17 protein-coding genes are annotated in these 15,545 nt (G+C 68.5%); 8 read left to right on the top strand and 9 right to left on the bottom strand.

What is annotated here, in order from left to right; genetic code table 11:
• The first annotated feature begins 26 nt into the window (after positions 1-26).
• On the top strand, positions 27-710 hold the full coding sequence (locus AOM45_RS30950) for a TetR/AcrR family transcriptional regulator (RefSeq protein WP_030466600.1): 684 nt from the start codon (positions 27-29) through the stop codon (positions 708-710).
• A 13-nt stretch (positions 711-723) separates the two neighbouring features.
• On the opposite strand, the gene AOM45_RS30945 is transcribed toward AOM45_RS30950, so the two are convergent.
• Positions 724-1,083, bottom strand: a complete 360-nt coding sequence (locus tag AOM45_RS30945; protein WP_081901967.1) for a PaaI family thioesterase — start codon at positions 1,081-1,083, stop codon at positions 724-726.
• Positions 1,084-1,237: 154 nt separating this feature from the next.
• Here AOM45_RS30945 and polA point away from each other — a divergent pair, with 154 nt between their 5' ends.
• From polA to AOM45_RS30930, 3 genes are all read left to right on the top strand, one after another.
• Positions 1,238-3,862, top strand: a complete 2,625-nt coding sequence (gene polA / locus AOM45_RS30940) for a DNA polymerase I (protein ID WP_236703902.1) — start codon at positions 1,238-1,240, stop codon at positions 3,860-3,862.
• A gap of 347 nt (positions 3,863-4,209) precedes the next feature.
• Positions 4,210-5,379 (top strand): glycosyltransferase, encoded by a 1,170-nt coding sequence (locus AOM45_RS30935; RefSeq protein ID WP_035909644.1) that lies wholly within the window; start codon positions 4,210-4,212, stop codon positions 5,377-5,379.
• Between the two features lie 42 nt (positions 5,380-5,421).
• The gene (locus tag AOM45_RS30930) at positions 5,422-6,468 is read left to right on the top strand and encodes an Hsp70 family protein (protein ID WP_030466596.1); all 1,047 of its coding nucleotides are present in this window, start codon (positions 5,422-5,424) and stop codon (positions 6,466-6,468) included.
• On the opposite strand, the gene AOM45_RS30925 is transcribed toward AOM45_RS30930, so the two are convergent.
• Together AOM45_RS30925 and AOM45_RS30920 are read right to left on the bottom strand one after the other, a co-directional pair.
• Positions 6,458-7,678, bottom strand: coding sequence for an aminotransferase class V-fold PLP-dependent enzyme (locus tag AOM45_RS30925; RefSeq protein WP_030466595.1), 1,221 nt, complete (start codon positions 7,676-7,678; stop codon positions 6,458-6,460). The genes AOM45_RS30930 and AOM45_RS30925 overlap by 11 nt on opposite strands.
• Positions 7,665-8,135 (bottom strand): hypothetical protein, encoded by a 471-nt coding sequence (locus tag AOM45_RS30920; protein ID WP_051783007.1) that lies wholly within the window; start codon positions 8,133-8,135, stop codon positions 7,665-7,667. Before AOM45_RS30920 ends, AOM45_RS30925 begins: the two co-directional genes overlap by 14 nt.
• A 63-nt stretch (positions 8,136-8,198) precedes the next feature.
• On the opposite strand from AOM45_RS30920, the gene AOM45_RS30915 reads away from it, so the two are divergent.
• A complete protein-coding gene (locus tag AOM45_RS30915; protein WP_030466593.1) occupies positions 8,199-8,804 on the top strand; it encodes a TetR/AcrR family transcriptional regulator in 606 nt (201 codons plus the stop codon).
• On the opposite strand, the gene AOM45_RS30910 is transcribed toward AOM45_RS30915, so the two are convergent.
• Entirely contained in the window at positions 8,761-9,372 is a 612-nt protein-coding gene (locus AOM45_RS30910; RefSeq protein ID WP_051783006.1) for a class I SAM-dependent methyltransferase, read from the bottom strand. The two genes, AOM45_RS30915 and AOM45_RS30910, sit on opposite strands and share 44 nt — an antisense overlap.
• Positions 9,373-9,457: 85 nt before the next feature.
• On the opposite strand from AOM45_RS30910, the gene AOM45_RS30905 reads away from it, so the two are divergent.
• On the top strand, positions 9,458-10,369 hold the full coding sequence (locus AOM45_RS30905; protein WP_236703891.1) for an Lrp/AsnC family transcriptional regulator: 912 nt from the start codon (positions 9,458-9,460) through the stop codon (positions 10,367-10,369).
• 3 nt (positions 10,370-10,372) lie between these two features.
• Here AOM45_RS30905 and AOM45_RS30900 read toward each other — a convergent pair whose 3' ends face one another.
• Positions 10,373-10,819, bottom strand: coding sequence for a winged helix-turn-helix transcriptional regulator (locus AOM45_RS30900; protein ID WP_030466590.1), 447 nt, complete (start codon positions 10,817-10,819; stop codon positions 10,373-10,375).
• Between the two features lie 76 nt (positions 10,820-10,895).
• Here AOM45_RS30900 and AOM45_RS30895 point away from each other — a divergent pair, with 76 nt between their 5' ends.
• Together AOM45_RS30895 and AOM45_RS30890 are read left to right on the top strand one after the other, a co-directional pair.
• Positions 10,896-11,429: a GNAT family N-acetyltransferase gene (locus AOM45_RS30895; protein ID WP_162185627.1), complete on the top strand. Its 534-nt coding sequence runs from the start codon at positions 10,896-10,898 to the stop codon at positions 11,427-11,429.
• A 101-nt stretch (positions 11,430-11,530) separates the two neighbouring features.
• Positions 11,531-12,997: a DUF8189 domain-containing protein gene (locus AOM45_RS30890; RefSeq protein ID WP_156093701.1), complete on the top strand. Its 1,467-nt coding sequence runs from the start codon at positions 11,531-11,533 to the stop codon at positions 12,995-12,997.
• A 57-nt stretch (positions 12,998-13,054) separates the two neighbouring features.
• Here the strand turns inward: AOM45_RS30890 and AOM45_RS30885 are convergent, their stop codons facing one another.
• The 4 genes from AOM45_RS30885 to AOM45_RS30870 form a co-directional block, all read right to left on the bottom strand.
• Complete coding sequence (locus tag AOM45_RS30885) at positions 13,055-13,564, bottom strand: hypothetical protein (protein ID WP_030466587.1); 510 nt, start codon at positions 13,562-13,564, stop codon at positions 13,055-13,057.
• Positions 13,565-13,619: 55 nt separating this feature from the next.
• On the bottom strand, positions 13,620-13,940 hold the full coding sequence (locus tag AOM45_RS30880) for a nucleoside hydrolase (RefSeq protein WP_030466586.1): 321 nt from the start codon (positions 13,938-13,940) through the stop codon (positions 13,620-13,622).
• A 183-nt stretch (positions 13,941-14,123) separates the two neighbouring features.
• The gene (locus AOM45_RS30875) at positions 14,124-14,543 is read right to left on the bottom strand and encodes a hypothetical protein (RefSeq protein ID WP_030466585.1); all 420 of its coding nucleotides are present in this window, start codon (positions 14,541-14,543) and stop codon (positions 14,124-14,126) included.
• Positions 14,544-14,601: 58 nt separating this feature from the next.
• Positions 14,602-15,513, bottom strand: a complete 912-nt coding sequence (locus AOM45_RS30870) for a nucleoside hydrolase (RefSeq protein ID WP_030466584.1) — start codon at positions 15,511-15,513, stop codon at positions 14,602-14,604.
• Between the last annotated feature and the right edge of the window lie 32 nt (positions 15,514-15,545).

Genomic DNA, 15,545 nt, shown 5'->3' with positions numbered 1-15,545 from the left:
GACCGCTGGTTTGTAACATCTCCCGCATGACGTTCCAGCGGGCCCGAAGTGAGGAGCAGCGCGAGATCCGGCGCCAGGCGATCCTGGACGCCGCGACGGCGATGCTCGACGAGATGCCGGTGGCCGCCGTGACCCTCAACGAGCTGAGCCGGCGGGTCGGGCTGGCCAAGTCGAACGTGCTCAGGTACTTCGAGTCACGTGAGGCGGTGCTGTTCGAACTGCTGGAGCAGGCCATCGGGACGTGGCTGGCCGAGCTGCCGGACGAGCTGGCCGCGGGGGTGGATCCGCGCTCGCCGGACCGCGGCGATCAGGTCGCCGCGGTCCTGGGTGCCTCTCTCGCCCGCCGCACGGCGTTGCTCGATCTCATCAACGCGCAGACCGGCGTGCTGGAGCACAACGTGTCGGTCGAGGTCGTGCTGCAGCACAAGCGGTCCGCCATCGCGGGCATCGAGACGACCGCCGACCTGCTCCGCCGGTACGTGCCGGAGCTCGGCGACGGTGCCAGGACAGTGGCGATCACGACGTTGATCCTGGCGGGCGCGCTCTCGACGTACTGCCGGCCGTCCGCCAGCGCGCTCGCCGCCTACGAGGCCGATCCCGCGGTGCTCCAGCTCCGCCTCGACCTGCGCGCCACGCTGGAGGACGTCGTCGCCACGTTGATCGCGGGCACGCTGGCGCGAACTCAGGGCCTGCGTCAACACATGCCCTAGTCCACTTCGGACATCAGGCGCCCGGCGGCTTCGGGCGCAGGATGCACGTGAGGCGAGCGGTGCAGGTGCGCTTGCCGTCCTCGTCCGTGATGACGATCTCGTGCGTAGTCGTGCTGCGCCCCAGGTGGATCGGCCGGGCCACGCCCGTCACGACACCCTCGCGCGCGGCTCGGTGATGCGTGCAGGACAGCTCGAGTCCAACCGCGATCAGGTCGTGCTGCGCCGCGTGCATGGCGGAAGCCAGAGAACCGAGCTGTTCGGCGAGAACGGCGTTCGCTCCGCCGTGGAGCAGGCCGAACGGCTGGCGGTTGCCCTTGACCGGCATGGTGCCGATCATCTCCTGGACATCCCATTGGGTGATTTCGATGCCCATCCGGACGTGCAACTGCTCGTCGGCGAAGTCCACTGGCAGGTCGGGGGTCACGCGGGCTCCAAGGGTTCGAGCAAAACTGTCAGACCCCCACCCTAGACTCGGGCCCGTGACTCCCTCAGACGTGAAGCGGCTCCTGCTCATCGACGGTCACTCGATGGCCTACCGAGCGTTCTACGCCCTGCCCGCCGAGAACTTCGTGACGAAGACGGGCCAGGTCACGAACGCCGTGTACGGGTTCACGTCCATGCTCATCAACATCCTGCGGGACGAGAAGCCCACGCACGTGGCGGTGGCGTTCGACGTGTCGCGCAAGACGTTCCGCTCCGAGCAGTACCCCGAGTACAAGGCCGGTCGCTCCAAGACGCCGGACGAGTTCCGCAGCCAGGTCTCCCTGATCCAGGACGTGCTCGCCACGCTCCGGATCGCCACGATGGAGAAGGAGAACTACGAGGCGGACGACATCATCGCGACCCTGACCACCCAGGCGGTGGAGCAGGGCTTCGAGGTGGAGATCGTCACCGGCGACCGTGACGCGTTCCAGCTGGTCAACGACAAGGTCACGGTGCTGTACCCGGTCAAGGGCGTCTCGGAGATGGGCCGGTTCAACCCGGCGTACGTCGAGGAGAAGCACGGCGTGCGTCCCGAGCAGTACGCGGACTACGCGGCGGTGCGCGGCGACTCGTCGGACAACCTGCCCAACACGCCGGGCGTGGGCCCGAAGACGATCATCAAGCTGCTCAACCAGTTCGGCGGGCTGAACGAGCTGGTCGACCGCATCGACGAGGTGCCGGGCAAGGTCGGCGAGGCCCTGCGCGGCAACCTGGCGAACATCATCATGAACCGCCAGCTCACGGAGCTGGTGAAGGACGTCGAGCTGCCGTACACGATCGACGGTCTCGAGGCCCAGGCGTGGGACCGCGACGCCGTGCACCGGCTGTTCGACGAGCTGGAGTTCCGCGTTCTGCGCGACCGGCTGTTCCAGACCCTCTCGACCGCCGAGCCCGAGGCCGAGGAGGGCTTCGAGGTCTCCGGCGGCCTGATCCCCGCCGGGACGCTGGCCCAGTGGCTGGACGCGAACGCGCGCAAGACGCGGGTGGGCGTGGCGCTGCGCATCACGAACGACCTGGAGGGCGTCGCGCTCTGCACCGCCACCGGTGAGGGCGGGTACGTCGACGTCTCCGAGCTGAACGAGGCGGACGAGCAGGCGCTGGCGGCGTGGCTGGCCGACGAGGGCGTGGCCAAGGCGGGCCACGACCTGAAGCTGCCGTTGCGCCGCGTGCGCGCCCGCGGGTGGAAGCTGCGCGGCCTGACCTCGGACACGGCCCTGGCCGCGTACCTGGTGCGTCCCGGCCAGCGGTCGTTCGCCCTGGACGACCTGGCGCTGCGCTACCTGAAGCGCGAGCTGCGCGCCGAGGAGTCCGGCGACGGCCAGCTGTCGCTGCTCGCCGACGAGTCTGAGGAGGCGCAGAAGGTCGCGACCAGCACGATCCTGCGCGCGCGTGCCGTGGCCGAGCTCGCCGACCGCCTGGACACCGAGCTCGTCACCATCGGCGGCGCCGACCTGCTGGCGAACCTCGAACTGCCGCTGAGGAACGTGCTCGACGAGGTGGAGGCGGTCGGCATCGCGATCGACGTCGAGCACCTCTCGGAGCTGGAGGCGCACTTCGCCGCCGGAGTGAAGCAGGCGGCGCAGGACGCGTACTCGGTGATCGGCAAGGAGATCAACCTCGGCAGCCCGAAGCAGCTGCAGACGGTCCTCTTCGACGAGCTGAAGATGCCGAAGACGAAGAAGACCAAGACCGGGTACACCACGGACGCGGACGCTCTGCAGAACCTGTTCGAGCAGACCGAGCACCCGTTCCTGCAGCACCTGCTGTCGCACCGCGACGTCACGCGCTTGAAGTCCACTGTGGACGGTCTGCTGAAGTCGGTGGCGGACGACGGCCGCATCCACACGACGTTCCACCAGACCATCGCCGCGACGGGCCGCCTGTCCTCGACGGACCCGAACCTGCAGAACATCCCGATCCGCACGGACGAGGGCCGCCGCATCCGCCAGGCCTTCGTCGTCGGCGAGGGCTACACCGAGCTGATGACCGCGGACTACAGTCAGATCGAGATGCGGATCATGGCCACCCTGTCCGGCGACGAGGGCCTGATCGCGGCCTTCAACAGCGGCGAGGACCTGCACACCTACGTGGCGTCGCAGGCGTTCTCGATCCCCACCTCCGAGGTGACGGGCGAGATGCGCCGCCGCATCAAGGCCATGTCGTACGGCCTCGCGTACGGCCTGTCGGTGTTCGGGCTGTCGCAGCAGCTCCGCATCCCGACCGAAGAGGCCCGCGAGCAGATGGAGGCGTACTTCTCGCGCTTCGGCGGCGTCCGCGACTACCTCAACGAGATCGTGGAGAAGGCCCGCAAGGACGGCTACACCGAAACGGTCCTCGGCCGCCGCCGCTACCTGCCGGACCTCACCTCCGACAACCGCCAGCGCCGCGAGATGGCCGAACGCATGGCGCTCAACGCCCCGATCCAGGGCAGCGCCGCGGACATCATCAAGGTGGCCATGCTGGGCGTGTTCCGCGCGCTGGAGTCGTCCGGCCTGCGCTCGCGCATGCTGCTCCAGGTCCACGACGAACTGGTCCTGGAGATCGCGGACGGCGAGCGCGAGGCGGTGGAGGCCCTGGTGCGCGACCAGATGGGCAACGCCTACCCGCTCCAGGTCCCGCTGGAGGTCTCGGTGGGCGTGGGCCGCTCCTGGGACGACGCCGCTCACTGACGGCGTGTCACGCAACGTTGGCGAGGTGATCCACGCTCAGCAGGACGCCTCGCGGCACCGTCCCCACTCCCACAGCCGAGCAGGATGAGGAAGTGGGGGGTGGCACCGCGCTGCGCCCGTCTGACCACGAATTCCCCCGGCAACGTTGCGAGCCACACCACCAGCACGACAAGCGACAGCCCGCCGTCGATCCGCACGGCGGGCTGTTGTGTGTCAACGCGAAGGCGCCAGAACCAGCGTGAATTCTTTCCCCCATTGGAACTTATAACGCACCGGGGGACTTGCCGCAAGACCTGGGGTCGCCACCACAATTCGTGGCCTGACCAGGGGATTGAGGGAAATTCACGATGCGATTTCTGGTGTCCACGATCGGTTCACGGGGAGAGGCGCAGCCGGTCACCGCACTGGCCGTCCAGCTGAAAGATCTCGGCAACGAGGTGAAGGTGGTCGCGCCGCCGGACTTCGAGGACCTCGTGACGAGCAACGGCGTCGAGTTCACGCCGGTGGGCCCGACCTTGCGCACCGTCACGGCGGTCAAGCTGAAGCCGGAGGCCCTGGGCAGGCTGGCCGAGGAGTCGGTGCGGGAGCAGTTCCGGGTCGTCAAGCAGGCAGCGGAAGGCGCGGACGTCCTGGTGGCAGGAGGTGCGTTGCAGCACGCTACGCGTTCCGTGGCGGAAAGTCTGAACGCTCATTACGTCTACGCGAGCTTCTGCGCGAACACGTTGCCCTCGCCGCATCACGCGCCACCCGCGATGTTGGGCCGTGTCCCGGTGAACGGAACGCCTGAGGAAAACCTCGCGCAGTGGGAACAGCAACGCCACTTGTTCGCACACTCGCGCGAGACCCTCAACGCCGAACGTGCGCAGCTCGGTCTGGCGCCGATCGACGACGTTCGCGACCACATCTTCGGTGACGCGCCGTGGCTCGCCGCGGATCCGGTGCTGGGGCCGTGGCCAGGTCCCGGCGAGCTCGTCCAGACCGGTGCCTGGCTGGCCGACGACCAACGGCCGCTCAGTCCGGAACTGGACGCGTTCCTCGACGACAGCGAACCTCCCGTCTACTTCGGGCTGGGCAGCATGCGCGGTGTCCAGGACGCGGCGGCGACCGCGATCGAGTCGGCTCGCGCGTTCGGCAAACGCGTTGTCCTGCAACGGGGTTGGGCCGATCTGCGGCTCAGCGACGACGCCCCCGACTGCATCGCGATCGGTGAGGTCAACCAGCAGGCGCTGTTCCGCCGTGTCGCCGCGGTCGTGCACCACGGCGGTGCCGGCACCACCACGACGGCCGCGGCGGCGGGTGCGCCGCAGATCGTGCTGCCCCACATGTACGACCAGTACTACTGGGGTGAGCAGGTCGAACGCCTGGGTGTCGGACGGTCGGCGCAGGCCGTGACGACCGAGGTTCTCGGCGACGTGCTCCAGCTCGCCGAACAGGCCGCCAAAGTGGCGGCTCTCGTGCGTACGGACGGTGCGCGGTTGGCCGCGCAGCGTCTGACGGAGTTGAACCGCACCATCTGAGACGTACGTGTCATGGGTGTCCGCGCAAGAGGGAGACCCGCTATGCCGTACCAGGTTGGGCTCGATCTCGGAGCCGCTGGCACCACGGTCGCGACCGACCGCGGTGTCACGAGCAGCAACCAGCGTCGCACCACCTCGGTGGCGAGGGAGATCGCGCACGTCCTCGACGACCTCGCGCACCGGCACGGTGAGCCGCCGAGCCGCGTCGCCATGACCTGTTCCCCGAGCTGGCCGCACGAGCACCTCGAACAGCTCCGCAACGACCTCATCGACGAGGGGCGGGCCGACGTGTTGTTCGTGCCGGCACCGCACGCCGCGGCCATCGCGTTCGACGCCGACGCACGGATGCCGGAGCACAGCACGGTCGCGGTGTTCGACTTCGGGGCCACCGGGTGTGACGTCGCGGTGGTGCGCAAGCAGGGGGTGTTCCTGCTGGCGGGGCGGACCGAGCGGGTCGAGATCGGCGGGTTCGACCTCGACGACCTGGTGGCGGAGCACGTGATCGCGAAGGTCGGGGTGCACAGCCGGGAGCTCGTGCACAGCTGCGTCGAGGCGAAAGAGCTGCTGGGGAGCTATCCCGAGGTGCGGATTCCGTACGTCGTGGCCGGTGAGGTACGCGAGGTGCGGCTGAGCAGGCTGGAGTTCGAGGCGATCGTCCGTCCGTCGGTCGAGCTGGCCGTCGACGCGCTCGAACGGGTGGCGAACAGCACGGGGCCCGACGTCGTCCTGCTCGTCGGCGGGTCGTCGCGGATTCCCCTGGTGGCGAAGGAGATCGCGGAACGGCTCAGGATTCCGGTGATGAGAGCGCCCGTCGGTGCGGCGGCGACGGGCGCTCTCATCGAGGCCAGACAGTTGGAACCCGAACCGGCAGAAGAGCCGGTCCTCGAGATACCCGTGCAACGAGAAGAAGAGAAGCCGAAACGGCACGTGCCCACCACACCGTTCGTTGCGGCGGCACTGCTCGTGGTCGTCGTCTTGGGTGGATGGGCCGCGCACGAGGCGATGAACCGGCCACAGGTGATGATGGAGAACACCAGCGTTCAGCTCGAACCGCCGGGAACGGCCGAACTGCCCCGGATCAACGAGTGAGCGCGCGGATCTCCTTCAACGTCCTGTCGACTTCCTCGTGTGTGTTGAGGATCGACGTGCCGACGCGCGCGTACGGGATTCGGTAGGCCGCAGTGGTGATCTGGATGTGTTTCTCCGCAAGCCAGCCCACGACCTGATCACCTGTCACGCCGGTGACGTCGAAGCACACCAGGCCCGCGGACAGCGCGGGGTCGCGTGGTGTGTGGATCACGACGCCGGGGATGTCGGCGAGGCCGTCCTTGAACCTCGTCGCCAGCTCCGTGATCCGTGCCGCCACACGACTTCTGCCAAGGCGCTGGTGGAACTGCACGGCCGTCTTCACCGCGTAGTAGTGCTCGAACGCGTGGAAGCCGCCCGGCCCGAGCGCCGCCGTCTCGCTGCGGTTGCTGAGGCTCGGCAGCAGCGGCACGATCTGGTTGCTCACCTGGGGGTTCACCCAGACCATGCCGGTGCCGCGCGGCCCGAACAGCCACTTGTGCGTGCCTGCAACGAAAACATCGGCGCCGAGTCGTGCCGCGTCGTCGTCGACCGCCGCCAGTCCGTGCACGCCGTCGACGACGAGAAGGCAGCGGTCTTCCTGTTTGCGTCCCTTGTTCGCGTCGGCGACAACCTGTGCACACGCCCGCACAGGCATCTTCACGCCTGTGCTCGACTGCACCCACGTGATGCCGACGGCACGGGTCTGCGGTGTGATCGAGTTGCGCAGCCGCGTCGCGACCTCGTCCTCGGTCACCTTCGCGGAGCTCTCGAAGAGCGTGCCGATCCTGACCTTCGCGCCCACGCGTTCCGCCGCCAGACGCGCTGCCTGCTGGTGCCACGCGTGGTCCTGGTCGCTGAGCAGCAGCTCCTGGTCCGGGCGCAGTTTCAGGCCGCCGTAGACGATCGACAGCCCGATGGTCGTGTTGGGCACGAACGCGATGTCGTCCGGGCCGCCGCCGACGTACTGCCCGAGCGCGACGGCGACCTCCTGCGCCTGATCGGGGATCAGGTCGTGCGAGTTGGCGTCGAGCCTGCGCTTGAACTCGTCGACCGCGTCCCGCACCTCGCGCGGGTTCGACGCCAGGTAGAACAGCCCGAGGTTGGTCAGTGACGGATCCAGCCGGAACTCGCGGCGGACGGCGTCCCAGTCCAGTCCCTGCGCGGCCGACGCGGCGGCGGTCGGCGCGACGGCCAGCAGCCCGGCCCCGACGAGGAAGTCACGACGCTCCATGCCTCCCATGGAACCGCTCCTGCACGGGATTGCGCAGCGTTTTGTCCGGAGCGAAAGGGACTCCGGTGTTCAGCGCCTTGGCGCCGAGTGCACACAGCTCACCGAGCATGCTCACACCGATCGACAGCTGGGTCGGCGCGTGCCCGCCGATCAGCAGCCCCAGCCCGACGCTCGCACCCAGCGACGTCACCCACACGACCAGCGTCCACGGCGTGTAGCGCTGCCACAGGTGGCCGTCGCGCTCGAACAGCTTGATCGTCATGCCCCTCAACGCGCCGAACGCGAACCCGGCGGCGAGCGGCACCACGTAGATCAGCTGGAACTCGTCCACGGCCCGGATGCCGAAGAACAGCAGGAACGCCGGAGGTGCCAGCAGGTCCCTGGCGTTGAGCGGTTCCCCCATGAACCTGCGCACGAGCACGTACAGCACACCCGCTGCGATCAGCGCGTACGTCATTCCATCCCCCTTAGTAGCATGACCCTGCTACTTAAACTAGCAGGGTCATGCTAGAAAAGGGAGGTGTCACCGCGAGTCGTCGATCCCGTCGCCCGTCGCCAAGCCGTCGCCGAGGCGGTGTTCCGGGTGGTCGTGCGGGACGGCGTCGAACAGGCCTCACTGCGCAACGTCGCGGAGGAGGCAGGGCTCGCGATCGGCTCGATCCGGCACTACTTCGACAGTCACGACGACATGATCATCTTTGCTGCCGAAGCGTTGATCCACTCGATCGACCAGCGGATCTTCGCCCACGTGCAGTCGCTCGGAGACCGCAAGGGCGACCTGCGACGACCCGGCGAACGCGTGCTCTCCGAGGTCCTCCCGCTCGACGAACGCCGGCGCGACGAAGCCGTGCTGTGGCTGGCCTTCGCCACCGCCGCGCGAACCCGTCCCTCCCTGCTGCCCCGCGCCGAACAGCTCTACGACGGCCTGCGCGCGCTCTGCCGCCGCGTGCTCACGGTGATGCGCGACTCGGGAACCGTCGCGGCGTCGCTCGACGTCGCGCTGGAGACCGAACGGCTGGCGTCGTTGCTCAACGGCCTCACCGTCGACGGAGTGCTGCACCCGGACCGGATGACGCCGGAGCTCACGTTGTCGTTGCTGCGCAAGCACCTCGACTCGCTGCAGTAGCCTCCACGACCCACACCGGCAGCACGGGCAGACCGTCGACGCCGGCCACGGTGATCACGTCGCGTTCGAACCGGGTGATCTCCCACCCGGCGTTCTCCAGCGCCGACCGCAGTTCGGTCTCGCCGACCTCGAACGGTCCGCCCTCGACCGCGAGCGACGTCAGGTTCAGGAACGCGCCGTTGACGGCCGCCTTCCGCAACGACACCAGCAGTCCGGGCCGCTGATCCGGTGGCAGGCAGTGGAACAACGCGCTCGCCAGCACCGTGCCGAACTCTCCGGTGAACGCCGCCGCGTCGCCCACCACCCACTCGACGCCGTCACCGCGGGCACGAGCCGACTCGATCGCGGTCGGCGCGATGTCGACCGCCGTGACCCGGTGTCCGCGCGATGCCAGGAAGAGCGCGTTGTCTCCGGTGCCGCAGCCCGCGTCGAGCACGTGCCCGCGGAACCGTCCGGCCGTGTCCCAGGCGACGACCACGGGTTGCGGTGCCCCGATGTCCCACGGCACCCCGGTGTTCGGCATCCCGTCGACCAACTGCCCGCCCTGGTGGAAACCCTCGAAATCCATACGGGCCAGCTTGGGGAGACTGACCTCGATCCATCGTTCGGCAGTGAAAATGCGAAGGAATCCGCCACGAACTAACGTGAGCCTGGTGGAATCCATCGATCTCAGACTGGTCCACGCACTCCAGATCGACGGCCGCGCGCCGTTCGCGAAGATCGCCGGCGTCCTCGGCATCTCCGAACACACCGCCGCCCGCCGCTGTCAGCGGCTCAAGGAGCGCGGCATCAGGGTGCGCGGCGCGCTCAACCGGTTCCGGCTCGGCCACCACGCGTGGACGCTCAGACTGCGCTGCACCCCCGACGCCGGACCGGTGCTGGCGCAGGCGCTCGCCAAGCGGGCCGACACGTTCTGGGTGCACCTGATGTCCGGCGGCACCGAGATCTCGTGCCTCCAGCAGGTGGAAAGTCCCGACGAACTGCTGCTCGACCGCCTTCCACGACGGCTGGTCGACGTGAGCGCGCACAACATCCTCCGTGGCTTCGCATCACCAGGCACGTGGCGTGGGATCGCGTGTCTCACCGAAGAAGAAGTGGCTGCCCTACAGCCAGAACACCCCCATGAGTCCCCAACCGAACTCACGGCGCTGGACGAGGCACTCCTCAAAGTCCTGCAAGCGGACGGCCGTGCCGGTTTCGCGGAACTGGCCACGAAGACCAGCACCTCCGAGTCGACCGCCCGTCGCCGCGTCGAGCACCTCAGGCGGACCGGAGTCCTGGAGCTTCAGCTCGACGCCGACCCCGCGCTCTTCGGTTTCGCCACGCAGGCCAGGTTGTGGATGCGCGTGCGGCCGCGGCACCTCGCCGAGGCCGGGGCGGCGCTCGCGGGCCATCCCGAGGTGTACTTCGCCGCCGCGACCACGGGCCCGGCGAACCTGGTCGCCAGCGTCACGTGCCGCAGCAGCGGTGATCTCTACCGGTACCTGACCGAACGCGTCGGAGTCCTCGACGGCGTGGGGGAGCTGGAGTCCGCTCCGGTCCTCCGCACGCTCAAACGCGCGTGACGCTCACTGCTTGGGCGTGACCTGCACGTCCCGTGCCGTCAGTTCGGCGCCGCACTCGGTGCACTCCACCTTCGCCCGCACACCGCCGCCGCAGTTGCGGTGGTGCAGGTGGAACGACTCCTCTTCTTCGGGAGCCATCCACCTCTCACCCCACGTGCGCAGCGCCATCATCACCGGGTAGAGGTCGCGCCCCTTCTCCGTGAGGCGGTACTCGTGCCGTGTGCGGCCGTCTTCCTGATAGGGCACGCGCTTGAGCACGCCCTCCTGCAGCAGCACGTTGAGCCGGTCTGTCAGAACGCTCCGCGAGATCTCCATCGTGGACTGGAAGTCCTCGAAGCGGCGGGTCCCCAGGAAGATCTGCCGGAGCAGCAGCAGCGTCCAGCGTTCGCCCAGCAGAGCCGCGGGGCGGCTCAGCGTGCACGGCATGCTGGCGAAACTCGCGTACGACATGCCTCAAGGATATCCCTTGCGTTCGTTTTTCGAACTCAGCTACAGTTCGGATTCCGAACTCAGGGGGTCGATCCTCATGCGCGTCACCGAGCTCAACCGCGACACCGCGCCGGAAGCTGTCGACGCGGTGTTCGAAGGACTGTCCGCGCGAAGCCGCTACCTGCGGTTCCACTCGCCGACGCCACGGCTGACGGCGTCCGCGCGTCGCGTCCTGACCGACGTGGACGGCGAGCAGCACGCGGCCGTGTGCGCCCGGATCGGCGGCGACCCGGTCGGCATCGCCCGCATGATCAAGACCAGCGAGTGCGGCGCGGAGATCGCGGTCGCGGTGGTCGACCTGTGGCAACGCCGGGGCGTCGGGCGCCGGTTGCTGGAGGAGCTGACGGCGGTGGCGGCCCGGCTGGGCGTTGCCGAACTGCACGGCGACGTCCTCCCGGACAACCGGGGCATGCTCGCGCTGGTGCGCAAGGTGCTGCCGGGGGTGCGCCTGATCAAGGAAGAGGACACGATCCAGCTGCGCTACCCGCTCGCGTGGGTCACCGCCGAGATCACCGACGCCGACCTCGTGAACAGCCTCAGCGGGTTCGGACCGGGAACTCTTCACGGTTGACGGCCTGGACGGGTAATGCCACGAGGACACGGTGCGATGTGTAGGAACATGGGACCTTCGACTGGACCAAAACTTCACATCGCCTTGCTACGGTGCTCGGCATGAGATCGTGGGGGATGTTGGCAGTCGCCGCGGCGGCCATCACGTTCGGCTCGACGCTGGCCATGCCCGACGTCGCGGTCGCGGCCGCCGAGGGTGGGGGCATCTGCGGGACGTACGAGGCGAACTCGAAGATCACCCGCAGCGAGGTCCTGGCGCGCTCCCGCACGTGGATCAGCGCTCGCGTGCCGTACAGCCAGAGCGCCTGCTTCAACAACAAGTACGGCGCCTACCGCACGGACTGCTCCGGGTTCATCTCGATGGCCTGGGGCCTGCGCATCTCGTACACCACGCACATCCTCGAGCAGGTCGCGCACCGCATCGACTGGGAGGACCTCCGTCCCGGTGACGCGCTCAACGACCGCCTGAACCACGTCGCGCTGTTCGTCGGCTGGGCCGACGCGGCCAAGACGCGGCCGATCGTGCGCGAGCAGGCCGGCCCGGACGGCTCCGTGCCCGTGCAGCGTGTGTGGTCCGCCGCCACCGCGCGCCAGTACGTGCCGCTGCGCTACAACGGCATCGTCGACGCGTCCGGCAACACCTCCAGCGACACCCCGGTGACGGACAAGCCGGTCGTCGAGGCCGGCCCGCAGATCTCGAACACCGGCGAGCAGCAGCTCGAGATCTACGCGCGCGCCGCGGACGGCACGATCATCACGAACTTCCACAAGACGAGCCGTTGGAACGGCTGGCAGCAGCTCGGCGCCGAGCTCTTCGCCGGCGACCCGGTCGCGCTGATGAACCCCGAGACGAAGATCGTCGAGGTGTTCGCGCGCGGCACGGACGGCAAGGTCTACCGCCGCGTCGACGGCAAGTGGCTCTCGCTCGGCGACACGGCCGTCGCGGGCGACCCGGTGCTGCAGTGGAACGACAAGTCCAAGGCCGTCGAGGTGCTGGCCAGGGGCGCGGACGGCGTGCTGCTGCGCTTCACGGACAAGTGGGCGCCGCTGGGCGAGGTCAAGATCCAGGGCAGCCCGGCCGTCGCGGACAAGGACCTCTACGCCCGTTCCGCCGACGACAAGCTCGTCAAGTGGGACGGCGAGAAGTGGCAGGACCAGGGCGACACCAAGATCGTCAGCGACCCGAGCGTCGCCGTCGACCAGGTCTTCGTCCGCACCGCGACCGGCAGCGTCGAGCAGTACGCGGCGGGCGTGTGGAAGTCGTTGGGCGGCAAGGGCACCGGCGCACCGTCGGCGGTGTACAACTCGACGACCGGCTCGATCGACGTGCTGCAGCTCGGTGAGGGCGGCATCGTCGAGCACTCGCGCGCGACCGACGGCGGCTGGACCGCGTGGGCCAAGCTCGGCACCACCAAGGTCGCCGAGGCGCCGAGCGCGATGTACCACGCGCAGACCAAGACGATCGAGGTCTTCGTCCGCACGGACGACGGCAAGCTGATCCGCCGGTTCTACAAGGAGAAGGCGGGCTGGAGCCAGTGGGCGCTGCTCAGCGACCGGGCGATCAGCTGATCTGATCGTGAGAAAGGGGCCGTGGCAAACGCCGCGGCCCCTTTTCGTTTCGCGGGATCAGCAGTGGGTGAAGACGTCCCTCGCCGCGGTTTCGCCCTTGCCCTGGTCGTTCGCGATGGCGGCCGCCCTCAACGCCCGTGCCGCGTCACGGCACTGCTGCGACGTCGCCGCGTCCGCCTCGGCCTTCTTCTGCGCGGTCTCGGCCTGCTTCTGCAGGTCAGCGGCCCGGACGGCGTCTTCCTTGCTCTCCTTGGCCTTCCGGGTGAGATCGGTGATCTCCCGGTCCTTGCCCTCGATCTGCGTGGACAGGTCGGCGGTGTGCTTCTTCTCCACGAAGAAGAGCGCACCGAACGTGGCCGCTGTGCCGAACAGCAGCACCATGAAGATCGAGAGCACGATGATGCCGGTCCGCTTCGGCTTCGGTGGAACCGGCGCGACCATTGCGGGCTGCTCCGGAGGCGTGAAGACCGGAGGCGTGTAGACCTCGAACTCCGGCCCGGCCGGCGGGATCTCCGGCTGCGCCGAGGTGTTCGCGGGCTGCTGCGGGTCGAAAACAGGGTTGGTCATGGTTCCCCCCAAGAAAGTGCCCCTTGGATCTGTCATCGCCGCAGCGTCGAAGCCGTTACGTGAGGCGGCCCACCGCGTCCACGACCAGGTCGAAGAACCGGTCCACGTCCAGATCCACCGCCACCCGCGCGTTCGGCGTCCGGCCCAGCCGTCCGTGCAGATCCACCACTGTCGCGCCGCTGGCGAAGACGATCGCGGCGGCCTCCGGGCCGACGTAGATGTCGAACTCCGCGTACGGCGTGGTCTTGCCGCGCTCGGTCGACCCGCCCATCAGCACGATCTCGCGCACCGCGGAGGTTCCGTAGCGCTGCAGGTACAGCGCCACGTTCGTCAGCGCGCCCGTCGCGACCAACGTGCACGGCATGTTCGCGTGCATCACATCGAGGTGTTCGCCCGCACCGACGACGGCAAGCTGATCCGCCGGTTCTACAAGGAGAAGGCGGGCTGGAGCCAGTGGGCGCTGTTCAGCGACCGGACTGTGTCCTGAACGAGTAACCAGCCTGCAAGGGTGTGCCCAGAGGCCGCGGCTCCCGAGCCACGGCCTTTTCCGTGTGTCAGATCAGCACTTGGACATCATGTTGAGCAGGGCGGCCGAGATCTTGTTCTGGTCGCCGTTCAACCCAGCCTCGGTCACCGCACGCGCGGCTTCGCGGCATTTCGACGCTTCCGCGGCAATGGCGTCTGACTTGCGCATCTCTTCGAGGTTCGACTGCGACAGAATGGTCTGAGCCGTGAGGGAGCGCTGCTTCTCCTCCAGCTGCTTGGACAGGTCGGCAGTCTGCTTCGACAGGTCGGCGGCGCGGTTCCTCTCCGAGACGTAGAGCGCGCCGAACGCGCCGGCCGCGCCCAGCAGCAGCACGACGAGCACCGCGAGCAGGACAACAGCGGTCTTCTTCGGCTTCGGCGTCACGGCCTCAGGCGTGGTGATCTCGCCCGCAGGCTGAATCTGGGCAGGCTGAGGCTCGGCAACGTCGGTCATGGTGGTTCCCCCAAGTGGCTACTCTCTCGGGTCTGTCATCGCCACCCGGTCGACGGCGTTACGTGAGCCGGGCCACAGCATCGATCACCAGGTCGAAGAACCCGTCCACGTCCAGATCCACCGCCACCCGCGCGTTCGGCGTCCGGCCCAGCCGCCCTTGCAGATCCACCACCGTCGCGCCGCGTGTGAACGTCCCGGTCGTCTCGATCCCCACGAACGCCTCGACGCACGTCACCAGCGACGGGTCGATCACCCGAGCGACCGCCACCGGGTCGTGCAACGGCGGTGCATCGAACCCGAACACCTCGCGGTAGGTGGCCGCGAAGAACGTCATCAGTTCCCCGCACGTCCGGCCGAGCGGGCCCAGCGCGTTCAGGCGCGCCACGACAGCGGGTGTCACCAGCGCCCGGTGCGTGACGTTGAGTCCGATCATCGTGACCGGCACGCCGCTGGCGAAGACGATCGCGGCGGCCTCCGGGTCGACGTAGATGTTGAACTCCGCGTACGGCGTGGTGTTGCCGCGCTCGGTCGACCCGCCCATCAGCACGATCTCGCGCACCGCGGTGGTTCCGTAGCGCTGCAGGTACATCGCCACGTTCGTCAGCGCGCCCGTCGCGACCAACGTGCACGGCATGTTCGCGTGCATCACGTCGATCGCGTGATCTTCCACCACGTCGACGGAGATCGAGCCGAACGACGGACCGTCCATTCCGGACGCACCGTGGATGTCCTCCGCCACGTACAACGGGCGCACCAACGGCTGTGCGCAACCGCGGGCGATCGGCACCGGAATTCCGGCGGCCGAGCAGATCCGCCGGGCGTTCAGGGTGACCTTGTCGAGCGTCTGGTTCGCGGCGACGGTGGTGATCGCGCGCAGGTCGATCTCCGGTGACCCGGCCGCGAGCAGGATGGCGATCGCGTCGTCGTGGCCGGGGTCGCAGTCGAGCACCACAGGGGTCGGAGTCGGCATGGAGCCATCCTGCCGTTCACGTCCATGAAACG

It is taken from the genome of Lentzea aerocolonigenes, assembly GCF_000974445.1.
In the GTDB taxonomy this organism is placed as follows: Bacteria; Actinomycetota; Actinomycetes; order Mycobacteriales; family Pseudonocardiaceae; genus Lentzea; species Lentzea aerocolonigenes.
The sequence above is the reverse complement of the archived record's forward strand: the minus strand, read 5'-3'. Positions and strand labels throughout refer to the sequence as shown.

What these genes read in the sequence shown, in the direction of transcription:
- AOM45_RS30935 (WP_035909644.1), top strand. Translation starts at nt 4,210, where the DNA reads ATGCGATTTCTGGTGTCCACGATCGGTTCACGGGGAGAGGCGCAGCCG.
- polA (WP_236703902.1), top strand. Translation starts at nt 1,238, where the DNA reads ATGGCCTACCGAGCGTTCTACGCCCTGCCCGCCGAGAACTTCGTGACG.
- AOM45_RS30945 (WP_081901967.1), bottom strand. Translation starts at nt 1,083, where the DNA reads ATGGGCATCGAAATCACCCAATGGGATGTCCAGGAGATGATCGGCACC.
- AOM45_RS30890 (WP_156093701.1), top strand. Translation starts at nt 11,531, where the DNA reads ATGAGATCGTGGGGGATGTTGGCAGTCGCCGCGGCGGCCATCACGTTC.
- AOM45_RS30910 (WP_051783006.1), bottom strand. Translation starts at nt 9,372, where the DNA reads ATGGATTTCGAGGGTTTCCACCAGGGCGGGCAGTTGGTCGACGGGATG.
- AOM45_RS30920 (WP_051783007.1), bottom strand. Translation starts at nt 8,135, where the DNA reads ATGACGTACGCGCTGATCGCAGCGGGTGTGCTGTACGTGCTCGTGCGC.
- AOM45_RS30950 (WP_030466600.1), top strand. Translation starts at nt 27, where the DNA reads ATGACGTTCCAGCGGGCCCGAAGTGAGGAGCAGCGCGAGATCCGGCGC.
- AOM45_RS30895 (WP_162185627.1), top strand. Translation starts at nt 10,896, where the DNA reads ATGCGCGTCACCGAGCTCAACCGCGACACCGCGCCGGAAGCTGTCGAC.
- AOM45_RS30885 (WP_030466587.1), bottom strand. Translation starts at nt 13,564, where the DNA reads ATGACCAACCCTGTTTTCGACCCGCAGCAGCCCGCGAACACCTCGGCG.
- AOM45_RS30870 (WP_030466584.1), bottom strand. Translation starts at nt 15,513, where the DNA reads ATGCCGACTCCGACCCCTGTGGTGCTCGACTGCGACCCCGGCCACGAC.
- AOM45_RS30930 (WP_030466596.1), top strand. Translation starts at nt 5,422, where the DNA reads ATGCCGTACCAGGTTGGGCTCGATCTCGGAGCCGCTGGCACCACGGTC.
- AOM45_RS30880 (WP_030466586.1), bottom strand. Translation starts at nt 13,940, where the DNA reads ATGCACGCGAACATGCCGTGCACGTTGGTCGCGACGGGCGCGCTGACG.
- AOM45_RS30925 (WP_030466595.1), bottom strand. Translation starts at nt 7,678, where the DNA reads ATGGAGCGTCGTGACTTCCTCGTCGGGGCCGGGCTGCTGGCCGTCGCG.
- AOM45_RS30900 (WP_030466590.1), bottom strand. Translation starts at nt 10,819, where the DNA reads ATGTCGTACGCGAGTTTCGCCAGCATGCCGTGCACGCTGAGCCGCCCC.
- AOM45_RS30875 (WP_030466585.1), bottom strand. Translation starts at nt 14,543, where the DNA reads ATGACCGACGTTGCCGAGCCTCAGCCTGCCCAGATTCAGCCTGCGGGC.